Here is an 18,790-nt window from a genome sequence, read left to right as displayed (position 1 = left end):
CCGAGCGGTATCGAGTTGTCTGCGTACCATATGAGCCAGATCACAGTCAATGTTCAGAACCCGAGTTCAGCGGGTTGTACCCTCCGGATCCATGGCCGCTTCCCGTCCTCCCCGCACCCGCCCGAGCCGGGCCGAAACCCGGCGGCGCGTGCTCGACGCGGCGACCGCCGTGTTCGCGCGTCAAGGCATCGCGGGAACTTCGCTCAACGACATCGCGGCCGAAGCCGGGCTCACCAAGGGCGCCGTGTACTCCAACTTCAGTGGCCGCGACGATCTGGTGCTGACCATCATGGAAGAGCACATCGTCGAGCGGATGGGCGCCGCCACCGCGGTCTTCGACGAGATCGCCGATCTGGAGGAGGCGACGGCCGAGGCGGGTGCCCGGTTGCTGAGCGGAATCGGCACCGACGCCACCTGGCATCGGCTGCTGCTGGAGTACTGGGGCCTGGCGATGCGGGATCCGGCGATCCACGCGGGTTTCGCGGAACGCCGGGCCCGGCTGCGGGAGGCCATCACCCGCGCGATCCGCAAAGCCGCCGGGGCGCACTCGGTGGAACTGCCGATCCCGGCCGAACAACTCGCGGTGGTGATCCTCGCGCTGTCGAACGGCCTCGCCGTCGAGCGTGGAGTGGACGCCGGCGCGGTCCCCGAAACACTCTTCACCGACGTCCTGCGACTGTTGATCACGCCTCGCCCCACCTGATCGGCGAATCTCGCTTTCCCGTGGCACCGTGGTTTCATGCGAACCCGGATGCTCGCCGTCACCGTCGACTGCCGCGAGGCCGAAGCGCTGGCCGCGTTCTGGAAGGAAGCGCTCGGTTACCCCGAAACGTCCCGGTGGACGGACGGGCACGGGGTGACCTACGTCGAACTGAAGGGCCCGGACGTCCTGAGTCTGCTCTTCCAGCCGGTGCCCGAGGAGAAGTCGGGCAAGAACCGGCTGCACCTCGACCTCGCCTCCAACGAACTCGAGCAACGCGAAGAGGTCGCCCGGCTCGTTTCGCTCGGCGCCAAGGTCGTCGACGATCCCGAGTCGGATCCCTGGGTCGTCCTGGCCGATCCGGAAGGCAACGAGTTCTGCGTGCTGCCCCGGCACTGAGACGCTTCGGCCGGGTGGTCGTGAGTGGCGTATCGGGTTATTGAGTGGCAGGGCAAAGGTGACGTGTTCGCGGGCGTGGCGGCGACGGGATGAAGGCGTCCTTCGCCGCGTCCGATGCCGAGCGGCCGTATCGCGAAAGCCACTTTCGGGACGCCTGATGTCCCGAAAGTGGCTTTCGCGACGCCCCGGAAAGGCTGGTGCGGCCCTCACGGTGGCGTTGTGGCTGAACTCAAGGTGAGCGAAGGCGTGACTCGCGTGATCGGAGCCGGATCTCGCGTGATCAGAAGGCGAACTCCGTGATCGTCTCCCGATCACGCGAGATCCGACTCCAAGCACACGTGATCCGTCTCTGATCACGCGTGAACGCCCATCCCGCCCGAATCCCCACTCACGACCCTCGGTACCGAAGCCTCAGGCGGCTTCGTCCTCGGACCGGGCCGCGGGCTCGGAGTGCAGCCCCAGCATCTCCAGCAGCATCCGGCAGTCCGTCGCGTCCCGGGCGTTCGCGACGACCGCCTCGGTCGCCTTGCGCAGCACCGCCGCGCGCACGGCGGTCGCCCCGCCGTCGACCAGTTCCGTGGCCGGGCGCAGTTCCTCGTACAGGTTCCCCATGACCCACCTCCACCTTCCCTTTAGTGATACCCGATCCCGGCTGAGATGTCCGCCTGTCTTCGTGCGGTCCTGGCCGCGCCTCCCTAGACTGGCGCCACTCGAACGAGCGGACGGAGCGGGAACTGACCACCGAGTTGCACGGGGAGATCGTGATCCTGACCCCGGTCACCGAAGCCCACGTCCCGGACCTGCGGCGGATTCGCGGCACGGCCGAGGTCAGGGCGCGCTGGGGTTCGGTCGAAGACTCCCCCACCTGGCCGTTCGACGATCCGACGACGACCCGCTTCACCGTCCTGGAGGACGGAGTCGTCCGGGGCTTCGTCCAGTACGGCGAGGAGGAGGATCCCATGTACCGGCACGCGTCGGTCGACCTCTTCCTCGACCCGGCGGCGCACGGCCGGGGGCTGGGCACGGACACCGTCCGCGCGATAGCCCGCCATCTGGTGCACGATCGCGGGCATCACCGGCTGGTGATCGATCCGGCCGTGGACAACGAGGCCGCGATCCGCTGCTACAAGGCCGTCGGTTTCCGGGAGGTCGGGGTGATGCGCGGCTACGAACGCGACACCGTGGGCGACGGCTGGCACGACGGGCTGCTGATGGACTTGCTCGCCGAAGACCTCACGTAGCGCGTCAGGGCGACTCCGAGCAGCACCACCGCCATCCCGGCGAGCACCCGCGGGCCGAGTTCCTCCCCGAGCACGATCGCGCCCAGCGCCACCGACACGACCGGCAGCAGGTAGCCCACGGTCGCCGCCGACGTCGCGCCTTCGTCCTCGATGAGCCGGTAGTTGAGGTAGAAGGTGATGCCGGTGCCGAAGATCCCGAGGACGACGACGGCGATCAGCGCGGTCACGTTCAGCGGTCCGGACGGCGCCGCGTCGAACGGCAGGGCGAGCGCGCTCAGCCCGGTGGCGGTCAGCAACTGGGCGGCGGAAATCGCGATCGGACCGCCCTGGCCGACGAGTTTCCTTCCCATATAAGCGAAAGCGATGGCGTAGCTGACTCCGGCGCCGAGCAGGGCCAGCGTCCCCCAGCCGAGCAGGCCGCTCTTCTGCCATGGCGCGAAGATCAGCAGGATGCCGGCGAAGCCGAGGACCAGCCCGCCCACCCGGATCACGGTGATCCGGCGTTCGGTGCCGATCCCGATGCCGATCAGCAGCGACCACAACGGGGTCGTCGCGTTCATGACCCCGGCGATACCGGAGTCCACGGTCAGTTCGCCGATGCTGAACAACGCGAACGGCAAGGCGTTGCAGAAGAAGGCGGCGACGAGGAGCCTGCCCCAGATCCGGCGGTCACGCGGGAGGCGTTGCCCGGCCCAGCGGCTCAGGACGAGAAGGATCACCGCGCCGAGCGCGCAGCGGATGACGGTGACCTGAACGGGCGGCAGCCCGGTCAGCGCAAGCTTGATCCACAGGAACCCCGATCCCCACAGCAGAGCGAGAACGCCCATCCGGACCAGGGTTCCTGGCGCGCCGATGCTCACTTCGATCCTTTCGCCGGGCTGCTCGATACCTCTCCAAGCTGCCTCGGACGACTCATCAGGACAAGTGAAAAGATCTACACCGACGTTAAGCGGTTCTACATGTTCCACAAGGTCACGGCCGTGGCCGCCGGGAAAGACGGCCACGACCGGCTTGCGAGGAGATCAGTACTCGCCCGGTTGCTCGCAAGGCGGAACAAGGGCCTGCTCACATTTCGCGGTCGCGCATGATCCACCTCCCTTTCGACTGGCGCACCGGTGGGGAACGGGCGCGTTCTCGCACAGTTTGGGGGCTGTCTTCGCACGTCCGCACACCCGGTGGCCGTGTTGTGACCCATGTAATGGGAAGGTTGTCGCACGCGGAGCCATTCCGCCCAGCGGCGAATCGGCAGATGGCCCTGCCCGCCGTCGCGCCGTTGTGGCACGATCTGCCGCGGAGCAGGGAGAAAGGTGCTTCTGGTGACCGAGAATTCCGGCTCGGCCAGATCCGGGGAGACCGGGAAAGCACGCGCGGAACCGAAGCCGGTTTCGACGGCCGCACTGGCTTTCGGGCGCGCCCTGCGGCAGCGGCGGCAGGCCAAAGGACTGGCACTGCGCGAACTCCAGAAACTCGCCTATGTCGACAAGAGTCTCATCAGCCGTGCCGAACGCGGCCTCACCCCGCCGAGTGCGGAATTCGCCGAAGCCTGCGATCGCGCGCTGGAGGCGGGCGGGACGCTGATCGTGCTCGCCGAAGCCGCCCGCGCGGAACCGTATGTCCACCTTCCCTCGCCACCGGCGCATTTCGTCGGCCGCGAAGAACACTTCGCCCTGCTGGACGAAAAGGTGCTCGGCGGACCGGCCCAAGTGGTCTTCGTGGCCGGGCCGCCCGGGGTCGGGAAGACCGCGCTGGTGCTGAAATGGGCGAACCGGCGGCAGGAAGAGTTCGACAGCGTTCTTTGGTCGGATCTGCGCGGCTACGCGGCGGGCTCCCCCGCGCAACCCGCCGACATCCTCGACGACCTTCTCCGGTGCGTCGGCGTCCGGCCCGACCGCGTTCCCGCCGAAGAGCACATGCGACTCGCGCTCCTGCGTGGCCTGCTGCGCGGTCAGCGCACGCTCGTCGTGCTGGACAACGCCCTCGATTCGCATCAGGTGCGGCCGGTACTGCCCGGCACCCCGGACACCACCGTGCTGATCACCAGCAGGCGACGGCTCTCCGGACTGGTCGTCGGCAGTGGCGCGGTCCAGGTTTCCTTGGAGCCACTGGAAGATCTCGAAGCGACCCGGCTCATGGCGGACCTCATCGGCGACGAACGCGCGGCGGGCGATCCCGAAGGCGTCGGCAGGCTCGTCCAGTTGTGCGCGGCGCTGCCGCTGGCGGTGAACATCGCCGCCGAGCGGGTCGCCACGCATCCCCATCAGAGTGTCGGCGACCTCGCCCGCGAGCTCGTCGCCGAGGGCCGACGGCTGGAGCTGCTCGCCGTCGACGACGACGCCGTCGGGGTCCGGGCAGCCTTCAGCTGGTCCTATCGCGCGCTCGATGCCGACACCGCCCGCATGTTCCGGCTGATCGGCCTCCACCCCGGCCCGCGCTTCACCGCGGGCGCGGCGGCCGCGCTCGCCGGGTTGTCCGAACACGACGCGCGACGGCTCGTCGACAAGCTCGTGCAGGCGCATCTCGTCCAGCAGGTCGGCGCCCGGTACTACCGGTTCCATGACCTCCTCCGTGTCTACGCCGCCGAAGAGGCCGCCGCCGAGCAATGGCGCGATGAGCGGCAGGCGGCGGTTTCCCGGCTCACCCACTGGTATCTCTACGCGGCCAACGCCGCGAGCTGGACACTGACGCCCGCCCGCGACCACCACATCGACCTCGGTCCCGCCCCCGAAGGTGTCGAGCCGCTCGGGTTCGCCACCTTCGACGAGGCCTACATCTGGTGCGCGTCGGAGATGCCGAGCATCACCGGTGTCGCACGGCTGGCGCTGGATCACGGGCTGTACGAGATCGGCTGGCGGCTGCCGGTGGAGTTGTTCGACTACCACCTGCTCGGCAGGCCGTGGCAGACGTGGATCTCCAGCCACGACGTGGCGATCGAGTCCGCGAAGGCGGGCGGCGACCTCGGCGGGCTGGCGTGGTCGGCGATCAACCTCGCCGAGGCGCACCGGCGGCGCGGCGACCTCGACCGCGCGCACGAGCTGTTCGGCCAGGCCGTCGAGATCTCCGGCGAGATCGGCGAGAACCCGAGCCTGGGCTGGGCACTGGTCGGGCTCGGCAACATCGCGCACGAGCGGGAGGACTACGCCGAGGCCGTGCGGCTCGTCGAGCAGAGCGTGGAGGTGAACACGCGGATCGGATATCAGCTCGGCGAAGCGACCGCGCGGGTCCACCTCGGCCGCGCCTACCGCGATCTCGGCGAACGCGATCTGGCGCTCGAACACGGCCTGCGCGCGTTCGACACCTACGCGAAGGACGCCGACCAGCACGGCATGGGCTTCGCGCTGGTGCCGCTCGCGCGGACCTGCCGCCGGTTCGGCGATCCGGAGCACGCGCTCGACTATTGCGAGCAGGCGCTGACCGCGTACCGGAACTGCGGCGACGTCTGGGGCCAGGCCGACGCGCTCGACGAACGCGGCTGTGCGCTGGCCGCCCAAGGTCACCGTGAAGAGGCCATGACGGTCTGGCGCGACGCGCTCCAGCTCGTCATGGATCTCGACGACCGCAAAGCGAGCGTGCTGCGCGGCAGGCTCGAAGGCGCCGTCTAGAGCTTCACGGGGAGGTTGTGCAGGCCGCGGGTGATCGCGCTCGGCCACCACACGAGCCTGTCCTCGGGCACGGTCAGCGTCATCGACGGCGCGCGGTCGAACAACGTCTCCAGGGCCGCGGACGCCTGCATCCGCGCGAGCGCGGCACCGATGCAGATATGCGGGCCGACCCCGAAGGCCAGATGCCGCACCGGCCGCTCGCCCGGGCGGAAAGCGAGCGGTTCGGGGTGGACTTCGGGGTCGCGATTGGCGGCCAGCAACGACAAGAGGATCGGGTCGCCCGCCTCCATCGGCTGCCCGGCGAGTTCCATCGGTTCGGTGACGAAGCGCCAGCTGGTGTTCTGCAGCGGGGTGTCGCGGCGCAGGACCTCCTCGATGACGAGGGTCAGATGCGCACCGTCGGCGCGGGTGCGGGCGGCTTCCTCCGGATGCGTGATGAGAGTCAGCGCGGTCGAGGCGATGAGACTGATCGTCGTCTCGTGCCCGGCGATCAGCGACAGGAAGGCCGTCGCCGCGACCTCTTCGTCGGTGAGCTTTCCGTCGGCCTCCTGCGCGAGCAGGTCGCTGATCAGATCCGCCCCCGGTTCGGCCCGTTTCCGGGCGACGACGTCGGCGAGCAGTTTGTCCAGATCGTCGGTCGCCTTGAGCATCGACGCCATGTCGGTGACGTCGCCGGCGGCGACCACCAGCGCGGGCGGGCGGACCTCGTCCAGCAGCGTGTCCGGGATGCCGATCAGCTCGCAGATCGACCGGATTCCCAGCGGGTAGGCGAAATCCTCGACGAGATCGCCTTCGCCGCGGTCGAGGATCGGGTCGAGCAGTTCGTTCGCCAGCTGATGCGTGCGGTCGCGCATGTGCTGGAGCCGCCGCGGGCCGAACGCGCCGGCGCAGGCCTTGCGCAGCCGCGCGTGTTCGTCGCCCTCGACGTTGTTCATATGCCCGATGAGGGTCGGGCGATGGTCGGCGGGCAGGCCGAGATTGGCCTTGCGCCAGTGGTCCGCGGCCACGGACGGGCATTTCGACAACCGGGGGTCGGCCATCGCGGAAACGACGTCCGCGTGCCGGGTCAGCAGCCAGGTCCAGGTGTCGCCGGGTAACGGAAGCCGGAACGCCGGGGCGTTCGCACGAAGCCATTCGTAAGCGGGCGAAGGATTCCTGTCGAATTCCGGGCCGAACATCACGGGGACCGCGGCGTCGTCGTATGCGGCGTCAGGCATACGAGCCACCCTGCCAGCTTGTGGCGGTATCGCGTCCGGCGAACGCAGGCATTGGCCTGTCTCACGCGATCGTCAACGCGGTCCCCCTGTCACCCCCTTGCGGTTACCCAGCAAGATCGAAGCGGGTGCGGTGCGTAACGGATGGAGGTGACCCTCGTCAGCGAGTTGGGTAAACAGGACTCCGAGCGGCCTGCCGGTTCGCTCCGGGGTTTCGCCGACACCGTCGGCCTCGCCTCCGCCCGCGTCTGGCGGCTGCGTGGTCGTGCCTGGAACACCCTGCGGCATCCGGCGGGGTGGGAACTGTGGCGCCTTCCGCCCGCGGCGGTCTTCTGGATGCTCGGCACCGAGATCGCGGTCGCGATCTGGGCCCTCTACAACGCCTTCAAGGTCACTGTCACGACCACGGACCTCGTCCGCTTCGGCGTGATCGCGGGCTGCACCATCTGGTATCTCGTCCAGACGCAGCATCCCGAGGAACAGCGCCGTGCCGACGACCGGCGCGGCGAGCACATCGACCAGACCGCCGTCTGGCTGGGCAGCGCGGCCGTCCTGCTGCCGCCCACCCTCTCGCTCGCGCTGTTGCTGATGGTGCGCGTGCAGCGCTACTCCATCGCGCACAAGGCGATGACGACGTTCCTCTTCACCACCGCCGCGCACGCCGCGTCCATCCTCGGCGTGCACACGCTGACGGAACTGACGTCACTGCACACCTGGCTCGAATCGGGCATGCTCCCGCAGGGCACGGGCGACATCGCGCTCGCCGCCGCCGCGCTGGTGGGCGCCGCGCTCTGGTACTTCGCGTCGCAAACGCTCCTGATCAGCATCGCGCGCGGCCTGGCCTGGGGCGGCTGGCGGCGGCAAAAGCTGATCGGCAGCTGGGCGGACAACGCGGACTTCGTCTACGCGCTGCAACTCGCGGCGTGCACCACGATCCTCGGCGCGGTCAACATCGCGCTGGTACCGCTGGTGATGATCGGTGTCGCCCTGCGCTCGACCCGGCTCTCGCAGGCGCTGGCGGACACGATCGCGCGCAGCCAGCGAGACCGGAAGACCGGCCTGCTCACCGAGGACTCCTTCCACGCCCCGGCCGCCTTGCGCCTGCTCGAAGACCAGACCGACCGTCGGCCGACCGCGTTCCTGATGCTGGATCTCGACCACTTCAAGCAGTGGAACGACAAGTACGGGCACTCCGGCGGCGACATCGTGCTCGGCTGTGTCAGCGCGGTGCTCCGGCAGAACACGCGGTCTCGCGACGTCGTCGGGCGGTGGGGTGGCGAGGAGTTCGCGGTGCTGCTGCCGGACACCACCCGCGAGGAGGCCGTGCGGGTCGCCGAACGGATCCGGGAGGCGGTCGCGAAGACCGCCATCACCGGGCTGACGGAACTCGCCAGCGGCCACGCCACCAACGAACCCCGCGCGGTCGGGCCGATCCACGGATGCACCGTGTCGATCGGCGTCGGGCTCTCCCCCGAGCACTCGACGGATTACGGCGAGCTCTTCCGCGCGGCGGACTCGGCGATGTACCAAGCGAAGCGGAGCGGACGGAACCGGGTGGTCCTGGCGCCTTCGCTGGCCGCGGGTCCTCCTGCGCCCCGGGCTCCCACGTCGCCGATGAGCAGGGGACTCACGTCCTGAGCTGAAGCACCGATGTCACGTATGAGACGGGAAACGTCCCATACGTGACATTCGGGGCACCTCGGGAAACCCGCGTCAGCGGCGGGTCACGAGGCGAGTCTCGAGCAGGTCGTCGACCACGCGGGTCTCCACACCGGCCCGCCGTTCGAACGCGGATCCGCTCAACGGCCACAGCGCGACCAGCACCACCCCCACCGCGGCCAGCGCGGCCAGCACCAGCGCGGCGACGAACTGGGCGGCGCCCTCGGTCGCCGTGTGCAGTACCGCGAACCCGATCAGCACGATCCCGGTCGGCAGTACCGCGGCCAGCGCCACCAGGGCGGCGGGCGTGCGGCGCAGGTCCCGGCGCCGGGTGGTCAGCCAGGCGGCGAGAAGGCAGGCGAACGACGCTCCCAGCAGGCAGGCGCCCGCCGTGTCGCTCAGCCGGTGCCAGCCCAGCGCGATGGTCGACGACGCGACCCAGGCCACGGCGACCCCGCCGATCCCGATGATCACTGGGCGGAATCGTTGGGGCAGAACGAAAGCGAAGGCCATCAGGATCGCCATGGCGGCGCTGACGTGTCCGCTCGGGAAACTGTTGTGCCCGGGTCCGTAACCACCGTCAGGCAGTTCGGGGCGTTCGAGGACGTACAGCTTGAGCAGCTGCGCGGCGATGAGCGGGAGCACGAGGACACTCAGCGCGGGGACGAGAAGACCCGGTTTGCGCCGGATGAGCGCCAGGCCGATCAGCAGGATCGCGGCGGCTCCGATCACGAGCACCATGTCCTGCTCTCGCAGCGGCCCCGCCCAGTCCATTGTGGACCACCGGCCGGACTGCGCGCTGCGGACGACGCCGTTCTCGGCGAGCTGCCCGGCCGACGTGTGCACGAACAGCACGTAGGTCACGATGAACGCGGTGGCCAGTCCCAGTCCGGTGGCGAGCTGGAACACGGCCCTGGACAGGGTGCGCCTGGTCTCCGCGTGCCGTCCCGGCAGCGGACGGTGGGCGGGGGTCGGCTTCGCTTCGTGGGTGAGTACGGCCATGTGTCCCACTGTCCCCACGCTGTTTCGCCGTGAGGTCCGGACAATGTCATGGTTCTGCTACAAGATCGAGCCGAGTCGCACACGCGCGGCGATATCCGAATAATGGCGGCGTGGCAAGTGTCCTTTTGATCGAAGACGACGCGTCCGTCCGGGAGGGTCTGGAACTCGCGCTGCGCCGTCAGGCGCACACCGTCCACACCGCCGAGAGCGGTGAGCTCGGGCTGGAGAAACTGCGGGTCTACCAGCCCGACATCGTCGTGCTGGACCTGATGCTGCCCGGGATCGACGGCTTCGAGACCTGCCGCCGGATCCGCTCGGCCGGCGAGGTGCCGATCATCATGCTCACCGCCCGCAGCGACGACTTCGACATCGTCGCCGGGCTGGAGGCGGGCGCCGACGACTACGTGACCAAGCCGATCGAACCCCGGGTGCTCGACGCCCGGATCCGGGCGGTGCTGCGGCGCGCGGTGAGCGAGAAGCCCGCGAGCGAGGAGGACCCGGCCGAAGAACGGCACGGCCGCCTGGTCATCGACAGGGCCGGGCTGGTGGTCACGAAGAACGGCGAGCCGGTCTCGCTCACCCCGACCGAGTTGAAACTGCTGCTGGAACTGTCGCGCACGCCGGGGCAGGTCTACAGCCGCCAGCAGATCCTCTCCGCCGTCTGGGACCACGACTACCTCGGCGACTCCAGGCTGGTCGACGCCTGTGTCCAGCGGTTGCGTGCGAAGATCGAAGACGTGCCCGCGAAACCCGACCACGTCCAGACCGTCCGGGGCTTCGGGTACCGGTTCGGCCGTTCATGAGGCTGCTCTCCGGGCTCCGGCCCCGGCTCATCCTGGCCTTCGCGGCGATGACGATCATCGGGGCGGCGGCCGCGGCGGGCGCCAGTTACGTTTCGGCCCGCAACGCGATCCTCGAAGCGGTCCAGAACGCGGCGATGAACCAGTTGAAGGACCGGGTCAGCGCCTACGGCCGCCCGCTGTCCACTCCACCGACCCAGGAACAGCTCAACGACTTCGCGGGCAGCCTGCGGTTGACCGCCGTCGCGGTCTACCGCGACACGCGGTCGGTCAACGGCCCGGATCTGACCATCTTCTCGCCCGAACTGCGGCGGACCGTCGCCGCCGACATCCGGATCCAGTTCCAGCGGCTGGACCGCAACGCCAATCCCCAGCTCCTGGTCGGCATGCCCGTGCTGGCGCGGCAACCGGACGGGGCGATGGGGGCCAGCGGCGTCGAGGTGTACTCGCTCACCTCGCTCGTCCAGCAGCAGCAAGCCATCGAGGAACTCGCGAAAAAAGCCTGGCAGATGGCCGCGCTCGCGTTGCCGCTGGCCGCCGCGCTGGCCCTGCTCGCGGCGAGGCAGGTGCTACGGCCGGTCCGGGCGCTCAACACCGCCGCCGCCCAGCTCGGCGAGGGCAGGCTCGATGTCCGGCTGCCCGCCAAGGGATCCGACGAACTGGCCGAACTGGTCACGACCTTCAACAACACGGCCGCCGAGCTGGAACGCACGGTCGGCGAGCTGCGGGCCATGGAGGCCGACGCGCGCCGGTTCGTGGCCGACGTCTCGCACGAACTCCGCACCCCGCTCGCAGCGATGAACGCGGTCACCGACGTGCTGGACGAGGACGCCGAAACGCTGCCGCCGGACACGGCCGTCGCGGCACGGCTGGTCTCGGGCGAAACTCGCAGGCTGACCCGGCTCGTCCAGGACCTGGTCGAGATCTCCCGGTTCGACGCGGGCCGCGCCGAACTCGTGCTCGACGAATGGGATCTCGCGACGGCGATCCGCGACAGCCTCGACGCCCGGGGCTGGCGGGACGGCGAAGACCTGGTCACCGACCTGCCCGAGGGCGTCACCGCACGGGTCGACCGGCGGCGGCTCGACCTGATCGTCGCCAACCTCGTCGGCAACGCGTTCCGGCACGGCTCCGCCCCGGTCGAGGTCCGCCTGCGCGCCGACGGCAACGGCGTCACCGTGGAGGTCGACGACCACGGTCCGGGCATCGACCCCGAGATCCTGCCGCATGTGTTCGACCGGTTCACCAAGGCGGACAGCTCCCGCGCCCGGTCCGAAGGCAGCGGGCTGGGCCTGGCGATCGCGCTGGAGAACGCCCGGCTGCACGGCGGTGACATCACGGCGGCCAACAGCGGGACCGGCGCCCGGTTCGTCCTGCGCCTGCCGAACCGGGCCGAAGGGACGGCGTGATGAGGAAGACCCTGCTGGCCGTCCTCTCCGCGACGGCGCTGGTGGCGGCCTGCGGCGTCCAGCCCACCGGTGTCGTCCCGGCCGGACCGGGGCCGTCGATCCGCGCCACCGAGGGGACGTCCGTCATGGGCGGGGTGACGCTGTACTTCGTCTCCGACGACCGGGTCATCCCGGTGACACGGCCCGCCGAAGGGTTCCTCTCCCCCGAGGGCGCGATCACGTTGCTGATGAAGGGACCGACGGAACGGGAAGCCGCGCAGGGGCTCACCACGTTCGTTCCCCCCGAGGTGGGGCGGGTCGAGGTGTACTCGGGCGAACCGGGGACCATGGTGCTGCCGTACACCACGCGAAAACTGTCGAGCCAAGCCCTCAACCAGCTGGTTTGCACCGCGACGGCGGCCTCGGCGTCGACGGGGCGGGCTCCGGCCGCTCCGGGGATGAACGTGACCTCGCCGGCCGGGGAAATGTACTACCAAGCCTGCAAATCCGGCTGAACCGATCACTCACAGTGCTCATATAAAAGCACTTCTTGTGTCTGTACGGACGTGAGCCCTGTTCGGTTCAACGATCAAGGTAACTGTGGGCGAGCACACTCGGGCGTGACATTGCCGTGTCCTTTTCGTAATGTTGCCCGGAGCTCGCGGCCCCCGACGCGAGCTCCCGTCCCCGAATTGGTGAGTGATCAGAGAAATGGCCGGCAGACATCGCAAGACCAAAGCCCCGAAGTGGAAGCTCCCCGCGGGTATCGCGGCAGCGGTCGCCACGGCGCTCCCGGCGTCGATGTGGCTGACCACCGCGGGTTCCCCCGACGTCGAAGCGGCCAGTGCCGCGCTCGCGCTGCAGGCTCCCCCGGTCTCCAGCGTGACTCCCCCGCCGTCGACCAGCAGCACCCCGCCCCCCAGCTCGACGACCACCCCGCCCCCGTCGACCACCGCCGCTCCCCCGAAGCCGACGACGTCGACCAAGGCCCCCGCACCGGTGAAGAAGACCGTGCCCGCCGCGACGGCTTCGTGTTCGACCAGCCTCGCCGGCACCAAGCCGCACGTCGCCCAGGTCGGCAACCACATCAAGGCGAAGTTCGGCGTCAAGAACGTCGGCGGCGTCGCCGGGCGTGCGAACGCCAGCGACCACCCCTCCGGCCTCGCGCTGGACTTCATGGTGGACGCCGCCACCGGTAACGCCATCGCCGACTACATCCTGGCGAACCAGAAGGACTTCGGCGTCAGCTACGTCATCTGGCGCCAGCGCTACAACGACGGCAGCGGCTGGGACACCATGGAGGACCGCGGCGGCGCGACCGCCAACCACATGGACCACGTCCACGTGTCGTTCTCCAAGAGCGCCAAGGTCAGCGTCAGCTGCTAACGACGCCGAGCGGACCGTTCGCCGGGCTGGATCACGGGTCGCCCCATGACCTCTTCCACGCCTTTGACGGCGAGCCGGTCCGCTCGCTCGTTCTCCGGATGCCCGGCGTGGCCCTTGACCCAGTGCCATTCGACGTCGTGCTGTGAAGCGGCCTCGTCGAGGCGGCGCCACAGGTCGGCGTTCTTGACCGGCGTCTTGGCCGAGGTCATCCAGCCGTTGTTCTTCCAGTTCCGCACCCAGCTGGTGATGCCGTTCCGGACGTACGTGCTGTCGGTGTAGAGGTTCACCGTGACCCGGCGCTTGAGGCTTTCGAGCGCCTCGATGGGCGCCATCAGCTCCATCCGGTTGTTCGTGGTCGGCCCGGCGTCCCCGCCGTAGATCTCCTTCTCGACGTCGCCGTACCGCAGCACCGCTCCCCAGCCGCCGGGGCCGGGATTCCCGCTGCACGCGCCATCGGTGTAGATCTCGACTGATGCTTCCGCCACCGGGACACCCTAGCGACGGGTTCAGTCCGGCAGCAGTGGCACCCACGGCTCCTCGGCCTGCCCGAGGTGCACCGCCCGGGTGATGGACTTCGAACCGAAGCGGTCCCGAACGGTGTCGAGCGTCGAATCGAGCGCGTCCCTCGGCTTCGCCTCGAACGGCAACGCCAGCTGGATCGCGTCGTCCTTCGACAGGTTCGTGAGCGCGAGGCCGATCAGCGTGAGCCCGCGTTCGTCGATCAGTGGTCTCGCCGCCGCGAGCAGGTGGCGTGCCGCCGCGACGATCGCGCCGGTCTGTTCGGTCGCCTCCAGCAGGGTGTGCGAACGCGTCGCCTTGGTGAAGTCGGCGAACCGCATCCGCAGCACGACGGTCCGGCACACCCGGTGCGCCGCGCGCAGCCGCCGGGCGAGCCGATCGGCCAGGGTCAGCAGCATCGCGTCGAGCTCGGCGGGTGAGCGCGGCCTGCTGCCGAGCGCGCGCTGCGCCCCGATCGACCGGCGACGACGGCCTGTCTGCACTCGCCGCGGGTCGTCGTTGTGGGACAGGGCGTGCAGGTGGGTGCCGACGCCCCGGCCGAGCATCCGGACGAGTTCCTTCTCCCCGAACCCTTCCATCTGCCCGACCGTCGTCACGCCGCGCTCGCGGAGCTTCTGGGCGGTCACCTTGCCCACGCCCCACAGCCGCTCGACCGGCAGCGGGTGCAGGAACTCCAGCTCCCCGTCGTGCGGCACGACGAGCAGGCCGTCGGGTTTCGCGACGCCGCTGGCCACCTTCGCGAGGAACTTCGTCCTGGCCACGCCGACGGTGATCGGGAGGCCGACCTGCTCCAGGACGTCCTTCCGCAGCTTCGCGGCGATCCGGCTCGGCGTGCCCGCGATCTTCAGCAGCCCGCCGACGTCGAGGAAGGCCTCGTCGATCGAGATGCCTTCCACCAGCGGTGTCGTGTTGCCGAAGACCTCGAAGACCGCCTTGCTCGCCTCCGAGTACGCGCGCATCCGGGGCGGGACCACGATCGCGTCCGGGCACAGCCGCCGCGCCTGGCCACCGCCCATCGCCGTGCGGACGCCGTACGCCTTGGCCTCGTAGCTGGCCGCCAGGACGACACCGCCGCCGACGATGACCGGCCGCCCGCGCAGGCGAGGGTCGTCACGCTGCTCGACCGACGCGTAGAACGCGTCCAGGTCGGCGTGCAGGATGGGACCCTCGGTCGTCATAGAACATATGTTCGCATCGATCGGCCCGAGGACCAAGCTCCCGGCGAGCGCCCGCCGGTGTGACAACAGGCGATAGTTGGCATCTCCCAGCGTTTGTTGGCATGCCGTTGGTCATGTGTGACCGACCAAGTGTGCTCAAGCGCCGCAGTTGGCCGGTCGAGTTCGAAGGTTGACCGGCGAAGCGCTCAGCGGGAGTGCCGCGTCGAGTGGGATGGTGGCGGGTCGAGGAAGCGGGGTGGCGCTGTCGGCCCGGAACGCCTGCAGCAGGTAGGCCACGAGCCGGCGGGAGGCGTCCATGGTCGCTTCGGGTGTGCTGGCTCGGATCCCGCCGTTGGCTAGCAGGATGAGTGCGAGGTCGGCCGGGTCGAAGTCGCGGCGCAGTGCGCCAGTCGCCTGTGCGCGATCCACCAGTTCCGCGAACCCCCGTTCGGCCTTCTCGCGTAGCACCCTGAACTCCGCTACGTGCGGGAAGGCCGTGACGAATGCCCTGGAGAACCCTCGGTCTCGGGCCTGCATCGCGCACACCTGCGCGATCACCTTGCAGAACGCGTGCCACGGATCAGGGTCGGCGAGGGCGGTGTCAAGCAAGCCGACACACTCGCCCATCTGCTCGGCGAAGGCCTCTGCGACCAGGTCCTCCTTCGTCGGGAACCGGCGGTAGAGGGTCGCGACGCCGAGCCCGGCGCGGCGCGCGATCTCGCTCATCGGGACCCCTAGTCCTTCCGCCGCGAACACCTCTCGTGCCGTATCGAGGATCTTGGTCCGGTTGGCGGCCGCGTCCGTACGCAAGCGAGGCGATGTCGTCGACACCGCTCTCACTTTAAGCGAAGTGGATGACATCGTCCGGTTCTGGCGCTAGAAGTTGGAGCATGCTTTCCACTTCGATGCGGCTTGCGACCTACGACAGCTACGGGCCTCCTGAGGTTCTGTCCGTGACCACAGGGCCCGTTCCGCAGCCCCGCCCCGGCGAGGTCCTGGTCCAGGTACGGGCGGTGTCGGTCAATGGTGGCGAACTCGCGATCCGTGCCGGGCGACTACGCCCGTTCAGCGGTAAGCGGTTCCCTAAACGCATGGGTATCGATCTGGTCGGCGAGGTCGTCGCGCCGGAGAACAGCAGGTTCGCGGCGGGTGACCTGGTCTGGGGTGGGCTGCCCCGGCGGCTGGGATCAGCCGCGGAGTACGTCGCCGTGCCGGCCGAGCGACTTGACCACGTCCCCGCCGGGCTCGACGCGGTGCAGGCTGCCGCGCTGCCCGTCGGAACCACGGCGATCACCGCGCTGCGCGACATGGCCGCGCTCGCGCCCGGCGAGCGGCTGCTCGTTAGGGGAGCAACCGGCGGCGTCGGCTACATCGCCGTACAACTCGGGAAAGCGATGGGCGCGCACGTCACCGGGTTGGCCAGCGCGAACAACCTGGACCTGGTGACCGAACTCGGCGCGCACGAGGCGATCGACTACCGCGCGCCCGGAGACCTGGGTTCCTTCGACGTCATCTTCGACACCGTCGGCACCGGCCTGCCCACCTTCCGCCGGCTGCTCACCCGGCACGGGCGGATGGTGGCGATCGCGTTCGACCTCGACCGCCCGGTCCGCTCACTGGGCTATATCGCGGCCCACGCGATGCGCCGCGGACGGTGGGTTCGGGGCTTCAGTGGCAACCCGACCGCCTCGCTATTGGCCGAACTGGGCCGGTGGGTCGATGCCGGGGCGATCCGCCCGCAGGTCGACCGGGTGTTCCCACTGGCCGACATCGCTGCCGCGCATCGTGCGCTGGAGCAGGGAGGCGTGCAGGGCAAGATCGTCGTGCAGATCGCCTGAACCTGCAGGAATAAGCACACACGACGATCCCGACGAGCTAGCGCTCCAGGCGGCAGCCGCGCGGAGCCACCGACGAACGACGACTCACTCCACGCCAAATCCGCCCAGCTGCACGCGTGCGACCACACCAGCCCAGGCTCGACCACCACCGCCGGCGAAACACCAGACGGCGATCACCGGATCGCAGATCGCGCAGCCGAACGAGGAGTCGCCCAGGAACGGGATGATCGGGGCGCCCTTGAGATGGTGCACGACGTCCCAAGCGGTGTGCAGCAGCCAGGCGACGCCGATGAACGTCCAGGACTCGAGGCCGCGGTACGCCACGTAGGCCATCACCGCGGTGAAGACCAGCTCCCAGATCCCGAGCCCGCCGCCGCTCAGATACGCGGCTCCGGCGCCCGCCACCATGATCGCGTTGAAGCGGCGGCGATGCGGTTCGTGGATCAGCGACATCAGCACGACGTAGGTGAGGCCGACCAGAATCGGCGCGATGATCATCATGGTCCGACGCTAGAACCGCGCCACGTCCGCTCCCAGTGGCGTGAACGACGCCTTCCGACGGGATCTCGCCACGCGCGCGCTAGCGTGCGGTCATGCACACCGTCGCCGTGCTCGCCCTCGACCAGGTGATCCCGTTCGATCTGTCGACGCCCATCGAGGTGTTCACCAGGACACGGCTGGCGGACGGGAGCGCGGGTTACCGGCTGCTCGTCTGCGCCGAACATCCGGAAGTCGACGCCGGGCACTTCACCTTGCGCGCGCCGTGGGGGCTCGAAGCGCTGCGTGAGGCCGACACGATCATCGTGCCCGGCACCGCCGAACCGGACCGGCCGTTGCCGGAAGCCGTCCACGACGCGCTCACCTCGGCCGCCGCGAAAGGCAAGCGGATCGCCTCGATCTGCTCCGGCACCTTCGTCCTCGCCGCCGCGGGGCTGCTCGACGGCCTCCGTGCCACCACCCACTGGGTCGCGGCGGGCCTGCTCGCCGAGACCTACCCGGACGTCGAGGTCGATCCGGACGTGCTCTACGTCGACAACGGGCAGATCTTGACGTCGGCGGGTGCCGCCGCGGGGCTGGATCTGTGCCTGCACCTGATCCGCCGCGACCACGGCTCAGCGATCGCGGCCGACGCGGCCCGCCTTTCGGTGATGGCGCTGGAACGCGAGGGCGGCCAGGCGCAGTTCATCGCGTTGCGGCATCCCCCGGCTCCTCGCGGCTCGGCGCTGGAACCCACTTTGCTGTGGATGCAGGAAAACCTGGCGCGCGACCTCAGCCTGGCAGACATCGCCGCGCACGCCAGGATGAGCACGCGCACCCTGATCCGGCATTTCCGCGAACAGACCGGGACGACACCGTTGCAGTGGTTGCACCGGGCGCGTGTCCGGCAGGCGCAGCATCTGCTGGAGACCACCCAGGACGCCGTCGAGCGGATCGGTGCCGAAGTCGGTTTCGGTTCGCCCACGTCGTTCCGCGACCGGTTCAAACGCACGACCGGCGTCAGCCCCGTCACCTACCGGCGCGCTTTCCGTTGATACGGCGAGGTGCCCGGGTCAGGCGGCGAGCGGCAACGCGAGGTCCGAGGCCCGGACCCTGGCCTGTTCGGCGAACCGCCTCCGGGCGGCGACGACTCTGAGCCATCGTTCGGAGCGCTCCGCGTCCAGATCGGAGGTGGCGCGGGCGAGCACCTCGGCGGCGTGCGCGGCGGAATCGATCTCCGTGGCGGCGCCGAGGTAGTCACCGGCCTCGATCAGCTTGTAGGCGTGACGCATCTCGGTCTGCGCGGTCGAGTAGATGGCATAGGCGGCCAGGTTGTTCGCCAGCGGCCCCAGTGAATGCGACATCGGATTCTCCGTTCCTTCTCTTACTGACACGTCGAACGGGTACCCCG

The 18,790-nt window shown here is 69.4% G+C and carries 20 protein-coding genes; 11 read left to right on the top strand and 9 right to left on the bottom strand.

Annotated elements, in window-relative coordinates; translation table 11 throughout:
* The first annotated feature begins 91 nt into the window (after positions 1-91).
* Both ACLJPX_RS00290 and ACLJPX_RS00285 read left to right on the top strand, forming a co-directional pair.
* Positions 92-703 (top strand): TetR/AcrR family transcriptional regulator, encoded by a 612-nt coding sequence (locus tag ACLJPX_RS00290; protein ID WP_101606968.1) that lies wholly within the window; start codon positions 92-94, stop codon positions 701-703.
* 36 nt (positions 704-739) lie between these two features.
* Positions 740-1,099, top strand: coding sequence for a VOC family protein (locus tag ACLJPX_RS00285; protein WP_410598140.1), 360 nt, complete (start codon positions 740-742; stop codon positions 1,097-1,099).
* A 411-nt stretch (positions 1,100-1,510) separates the two neighbouring features.
* Here ACLJPX_RS00285 and ACLJPX_RS00280 read toward each other — a convergent pair whose 3' ends face one another.
* Complete coding sequence (locus ACLJPX_RS00280) at positions 1,511-1,711, bottom strand: hypothetical protein (RefSeq protein WP_410598139.1); 201 nt, start codon at positions 1,709-1,711, stop codon at positions 1,511-1,513.
* 149 nt (positions 1,712-1,860) lie between these two features.
* Here ACLJPX_RS00280 and ACLJPX_RS00275 point away from each other — a divergent pair, with 149 nt between their 5' ends.
* The gene (locus ACLJPX_RS00275; protein ID WP_410598138.1) at positions 1,861-2,340 is read left to right on the top strand and encodes a GNAT family N-acetyltransferase; all 480 of its coding nucleotides are present in this window, start codon (positions 1,861-1,863) and stop codon (positions 2,338-2,340) included.
* On the opposite strand, the gene ACLJPX_RS00270 is transcribed toward ACLJPX_RS00275, so the two are convergent.
* Positions 2,265-3,200 (bottom strand): DMT family transporter, encoded by a 936-nt coding sequence (locus ACLJPX_RS00270; RefSeq protein WP_410598137.1) that lies wholly within the window; start codon positions 3,198-3,200, stop codon positions 2,265-2,267. The genes ACLJPX_RS00275 and ACLJPX_RS00270 overlap by 76 nt on opposite strands.
* Positions 3,201-3,656: 456 nt before the next feature.
* Here ACLJPX_RS00270 and ACLJPX_RS00265 point away from each other — a divergent pair, with 456 nt between their 5' ends.
* Positions 3,657-5,939, top strand: coding sequence for a tetratricopeptide repeat protein (locus ACLJPX_RS00265; RefSeq protein WP_410598136.1), 2,283 nt, complete (start codon positions 3,657-3,659; stop codon positions 5,937-5,939).
* Here ACLJPX_RS00265 and ACLJPX_RS00260 read toward each other — a convergent pair.
* Positions 5,936-7,156 (bottom strand): cytochrome P450 family protein, encoded by a 1,221-nt coding sequence (locus ACLJPX_RS00260; protein WP_410598135.1) that lies wholly within the window; start codon positions 7,154-7,156, stop codon positions 5,936-5,938. The two genes, ACLJPX_RS00265 and ACLJPX_RS00260, sit on opposite strands and share 4 nt — an antisense overlap.
* Before the next feature lie 141 nt (positions 7,157-7,297).
* On the opposite strand from ACLJPX_RS00260, the gene ACLJPX_RS00255 reads away from it, so the two are divergent.
* A complete protein-coding gene (locus ACLJPX_RS00255) occupies positions 7,298-8,791 on the top strand; it encodes a diguanylate cyclase (protein ID WP_410598134.1) in 1,494 nt (497 codons plus the stop codon).
* Positions 8,792-8,866: 75 nt separating this feature from the next.
* On the opposite strand, the gene ACLJPX_RS00250 is transcribed toward ACLJPX_RS00255, so the two are convergent.
* Positions 8,867-9,814, bottom strand: coding sequence for a phosphatase PAP2 family protein (locus tag ACLJPX_RS00250; RefSeq protein WP_410598133.1), 948 nt, complete (start codon positions 9,812-9,814; stop codon positions 8,867-8,869).
* Positions 9,815-9,924: 110 nt separating this feature from the next.
* Here ACLJPX_RS00250 and ACLJPX_RS00245 point away from each other — a divergent pair, with 110 nt between their 5' ends.
* From ACLJPX_RS00245 to ACLJPX_RS00230, 4 genes are all read left to right on the top strand, one after another.
* A complete protein-coding gene (locus tag ACLJPX_RS00245) occupies positions 9,925-10,617 on the top strand; it encodes a response regulator (protein WP_410598132.1) in 693 nt (230 codons plus the stop codon).
* Positions 10,614-12,023 carry an ATP-binding protein gene (locus tag ACLJPX_RS00240; protein WP_410598131.1) on the top strand — a complete coding sequence of 470 codons (1,410 nt, stop codon included), beginning with the start codon at positions 10,614-10,616 and terminating at the stop codon, positions 12,021-12,023. The genes ACLJPX_RS00245 and ACLJPX_RS00240 overlap by 4 nt, the downstream gene beginning before the upstream one ends.
* Positions 12,023-12,517, top strand: coding sequence for a GerMN domain-containing protein (locus tag ACLJPX_RS00235; RefSeq protein ID WP_410598130.1), 495 nt, complete (start codon positions 12,023-12,025; stop codon positions 12,515-12,517). The genes ACLJPX_RS00240 and ACLJPX_RS00235 overlap by 1 nt, the downstream gene beginning before the upstream one ends.
* Before the next feature lie 196 nt (positions 12,518-12,713).
* Positions 12,714-13,388, top strand: a complete 675-nt coding sequence (locus ACLJPX_RS00230; protein ID WP_410598129.1) for a hypothetical protein — start codon at positions 12,714-12,716, stop codon at positions 13,386-13,388.
* Here ACLJPX_RS00230 and rnhA read toward each other — a convergent pair.
* The 3 genes from rnhA to ACLJPX_RS00215 form a co-directional block, all read right to left on the bottom strand.
* Positions 13,385-13,873 (bottom strand): ribonuclease HI, encoded by a 489-nt coding sequence (rnhA, locus tag ACLJPX_RS00225; RefSeq protein ID WP_410598128.1) that lies wholly within the window; start codon positions 13,871-13,873, stop codon positions 13,385-13,387. The two genes, ACLJPX_RS00230 and rnhA, sit on opposite strands and share 4 nt — an antisense overlap.
* Before the next feature lie 21 nt (positions 13,874-13,894).
* On the bottom strand, positions 13,895-15,085 hold the full coding sequence (gene dinB / locus ACLJPX_RS00220; protein WP_410598127.1) for a DNA polymerase IV: 1,191 nt from the start codon (positions 15,083-15,085) through the stop codon (positions 13,895-13,897).
* A gap of 135 nt (positions 15,086-15,220) precedes the next feature.
* Positions 15,221-15,925, bottom strand: a complete 705-nt coding sequence (locus ACLJPX_RS00215; RefSeq protein WP_410598126.1) for a TetR/AcrR family transcriptional regulator — start codon at positions 15,923-15,925, stop codon at positions 15,221-15,223.
* Positions 15,926-16,017: 92 nt separating this feature from the next.
* Between ACLJPX_RS00215 and ACLJPX_RS00210 the strand changes: the two genes are divergently transcribed.
* Entirely contained in the window at positions 16,018-16,902 is an 885-nt protein-coding gene (locus tag ACLJPX_RS00210) for an NAD(P)-dependent alcohol dehydrogenase (protein ID WP_410598125.1), read from the top strand.
* A gap of 84 nt (positions 16,903-16,986) precedes the next feature.
* Here ACLJPX_RS00210 and ACLJPX_RS00205 read toward each other — a convergent pair whose 3' ends face one another.
* Positions 16,987-17,403: a DUF6010 family protein gene (locus ACLJPX_RS00205; RefSeq protein ID WP_410598124.1), complete on the bottom strand. Its 417-nt coding sequence runs from the start codon at positions 17,401-17,403 to the stop codon at positions 16,987-16,989.
* Positions 17,404-17,495: 92 nt separating this feature from the next.
* Between ACLJPX_RS00205 and ACLJPX_RS00200 the strand changes: the two genes are divergently transcribed.
* Positions 17,496-18,434, top strand: coding sequence for a GlxA family transcriptional regulator (locus ACLJPX_RS00200; protein ID WP_410598123.1), 939 nt, complete (start codon positions 17,496-17,498; stop codon positions 18,432-18,434).
* Positions 18,435-18,452: 18 nt separating this feature from the next.
* Here the strand turns inward: ACLJPX_RS00200 and ACLJPX_RS00195 are convergent, their stop codons facing one another.
* Positions 18,453-18,743: a hypothetical protein gene (locus tag ACLJPX_RS00195; protein ID WP_101606953.1), complete on the bottom strand. Its 291-nt coding sequence runs from the start codon at positions 18,741-18,743 to the stop codon at positions 18,453-18,455.
* Positions 18,744-18,790 lie beyond the last annotated feature (47 nt).

It is taken from the genome of Amycolatopsis sp. lyj-90, assembly GCF_046549035.1.
In the GTDB taxonomy this organism is placed as follows: Bacteria; Actinomycetota; Actinomycetes; order Mycobacteriales; family Pseudonocardiaceae; genus Amycolatopsis.
This window is presented reverse-complemented; position numbering and strand designations above follow the sequence as displayed.

Coding starts and splice junctions, on each gene's coding strand:
- ACLJPX_RS00290 (WP_101606968.1), top strand. CDS start 92: ATGGCCGCTTCCCGTCCTCCCCGCACCCGCCCGAGCCGGGCCGAAACC.
- ACLJPX_RS00285 (WP_410598140.1), top strand. CDS start 740: ATGCGAACCCGGATGCTCGCCGTCACCGTCGACTGCCGCGAGGCCGAA.
- ACLJPX_RS00280 (WP_410598139.1), bottom strand. CDS start 1,711: ATGGGGAACCTGTACGAGGAACTGCGCCCGGCCACGGAACTGGTCGAC.
- ACLJPX_RS00260 (WP_410598135.1), bottom strand. CDS start 7,156: ATGCCTGACGCCGCATACGACGACGCCGCGGTCCCCGTGATGTTCGGC.
- ACLJPX_RS00255 (WP_410598134.1), top strand. CDS start 7,298: ATGGAGGTGACCCTCGTCAGCGAGTTGGGTAAACAGGACTCCGAGCGG.
- ACLJPX_RS00250 (WP_410598133.1), bottom strand. CDS start 9,814: ATGGCCGTACTCACCCACGAAGCGAAGCCGACCCCCGCCCACCGTCCG.
- ACLJPX_RS00240 (WP_410598131.1), top strand. CDS start 10,614: ATGAGGCTGCTCTCCGGGCTCCGGCCCCGGCTCATCCTGGCCTTCGCG.
- ACLJPX_RS00235 (WP_410598130.1), top strand. CDS start 12,023: ATGAGGAAGACCCTGCTGGCCGTCCTCTCCGCGACGGCGCTGGTGGCG.
- ACLJPX_RS00230 (WP_410598129.1), top strand. CDS start 12,714: ATGGCCGGCAGACATCGCAAGACCAAAGCCCCGAAGTGGAAGCTCCCC.
- dinB (WP_410598127.1), bottom strand. CDS start 15,085: ATGACGACCGAGGGTCCCATCCTGCACGCCGACCTGGACGCGTTCTAC.
- ACLJPX_RS00215 (WP_410598126.1), bottom strand. CDS start 15,925: ATGTCATCCACTTCGCTTAAAGTGAGAGCGGTGTCGACGACATCGCCT.
- ACLJPX_RS00205 (WP_410598124.1), bottom strand. CDS start 17,403: ATGATGATCATCGCGCCGATTCTGGTCGGCCTCACCTACGTCGTGCTG.
- ACLJPX_RS00200 (WP_410598123.1), top strand. CDS start 17,496: ATGCACACCGTCGCCGTGCTCGCCCTCGACCAGGTGATCCCGTTCGAT.
- ACLJPX_RS00195 (WP_101606953.1), bottom strand. CDS start 18,743: ATGTCGCATTCACTGGGGCCGCTGGCGAACAACCTGGCCGCCTATGCC.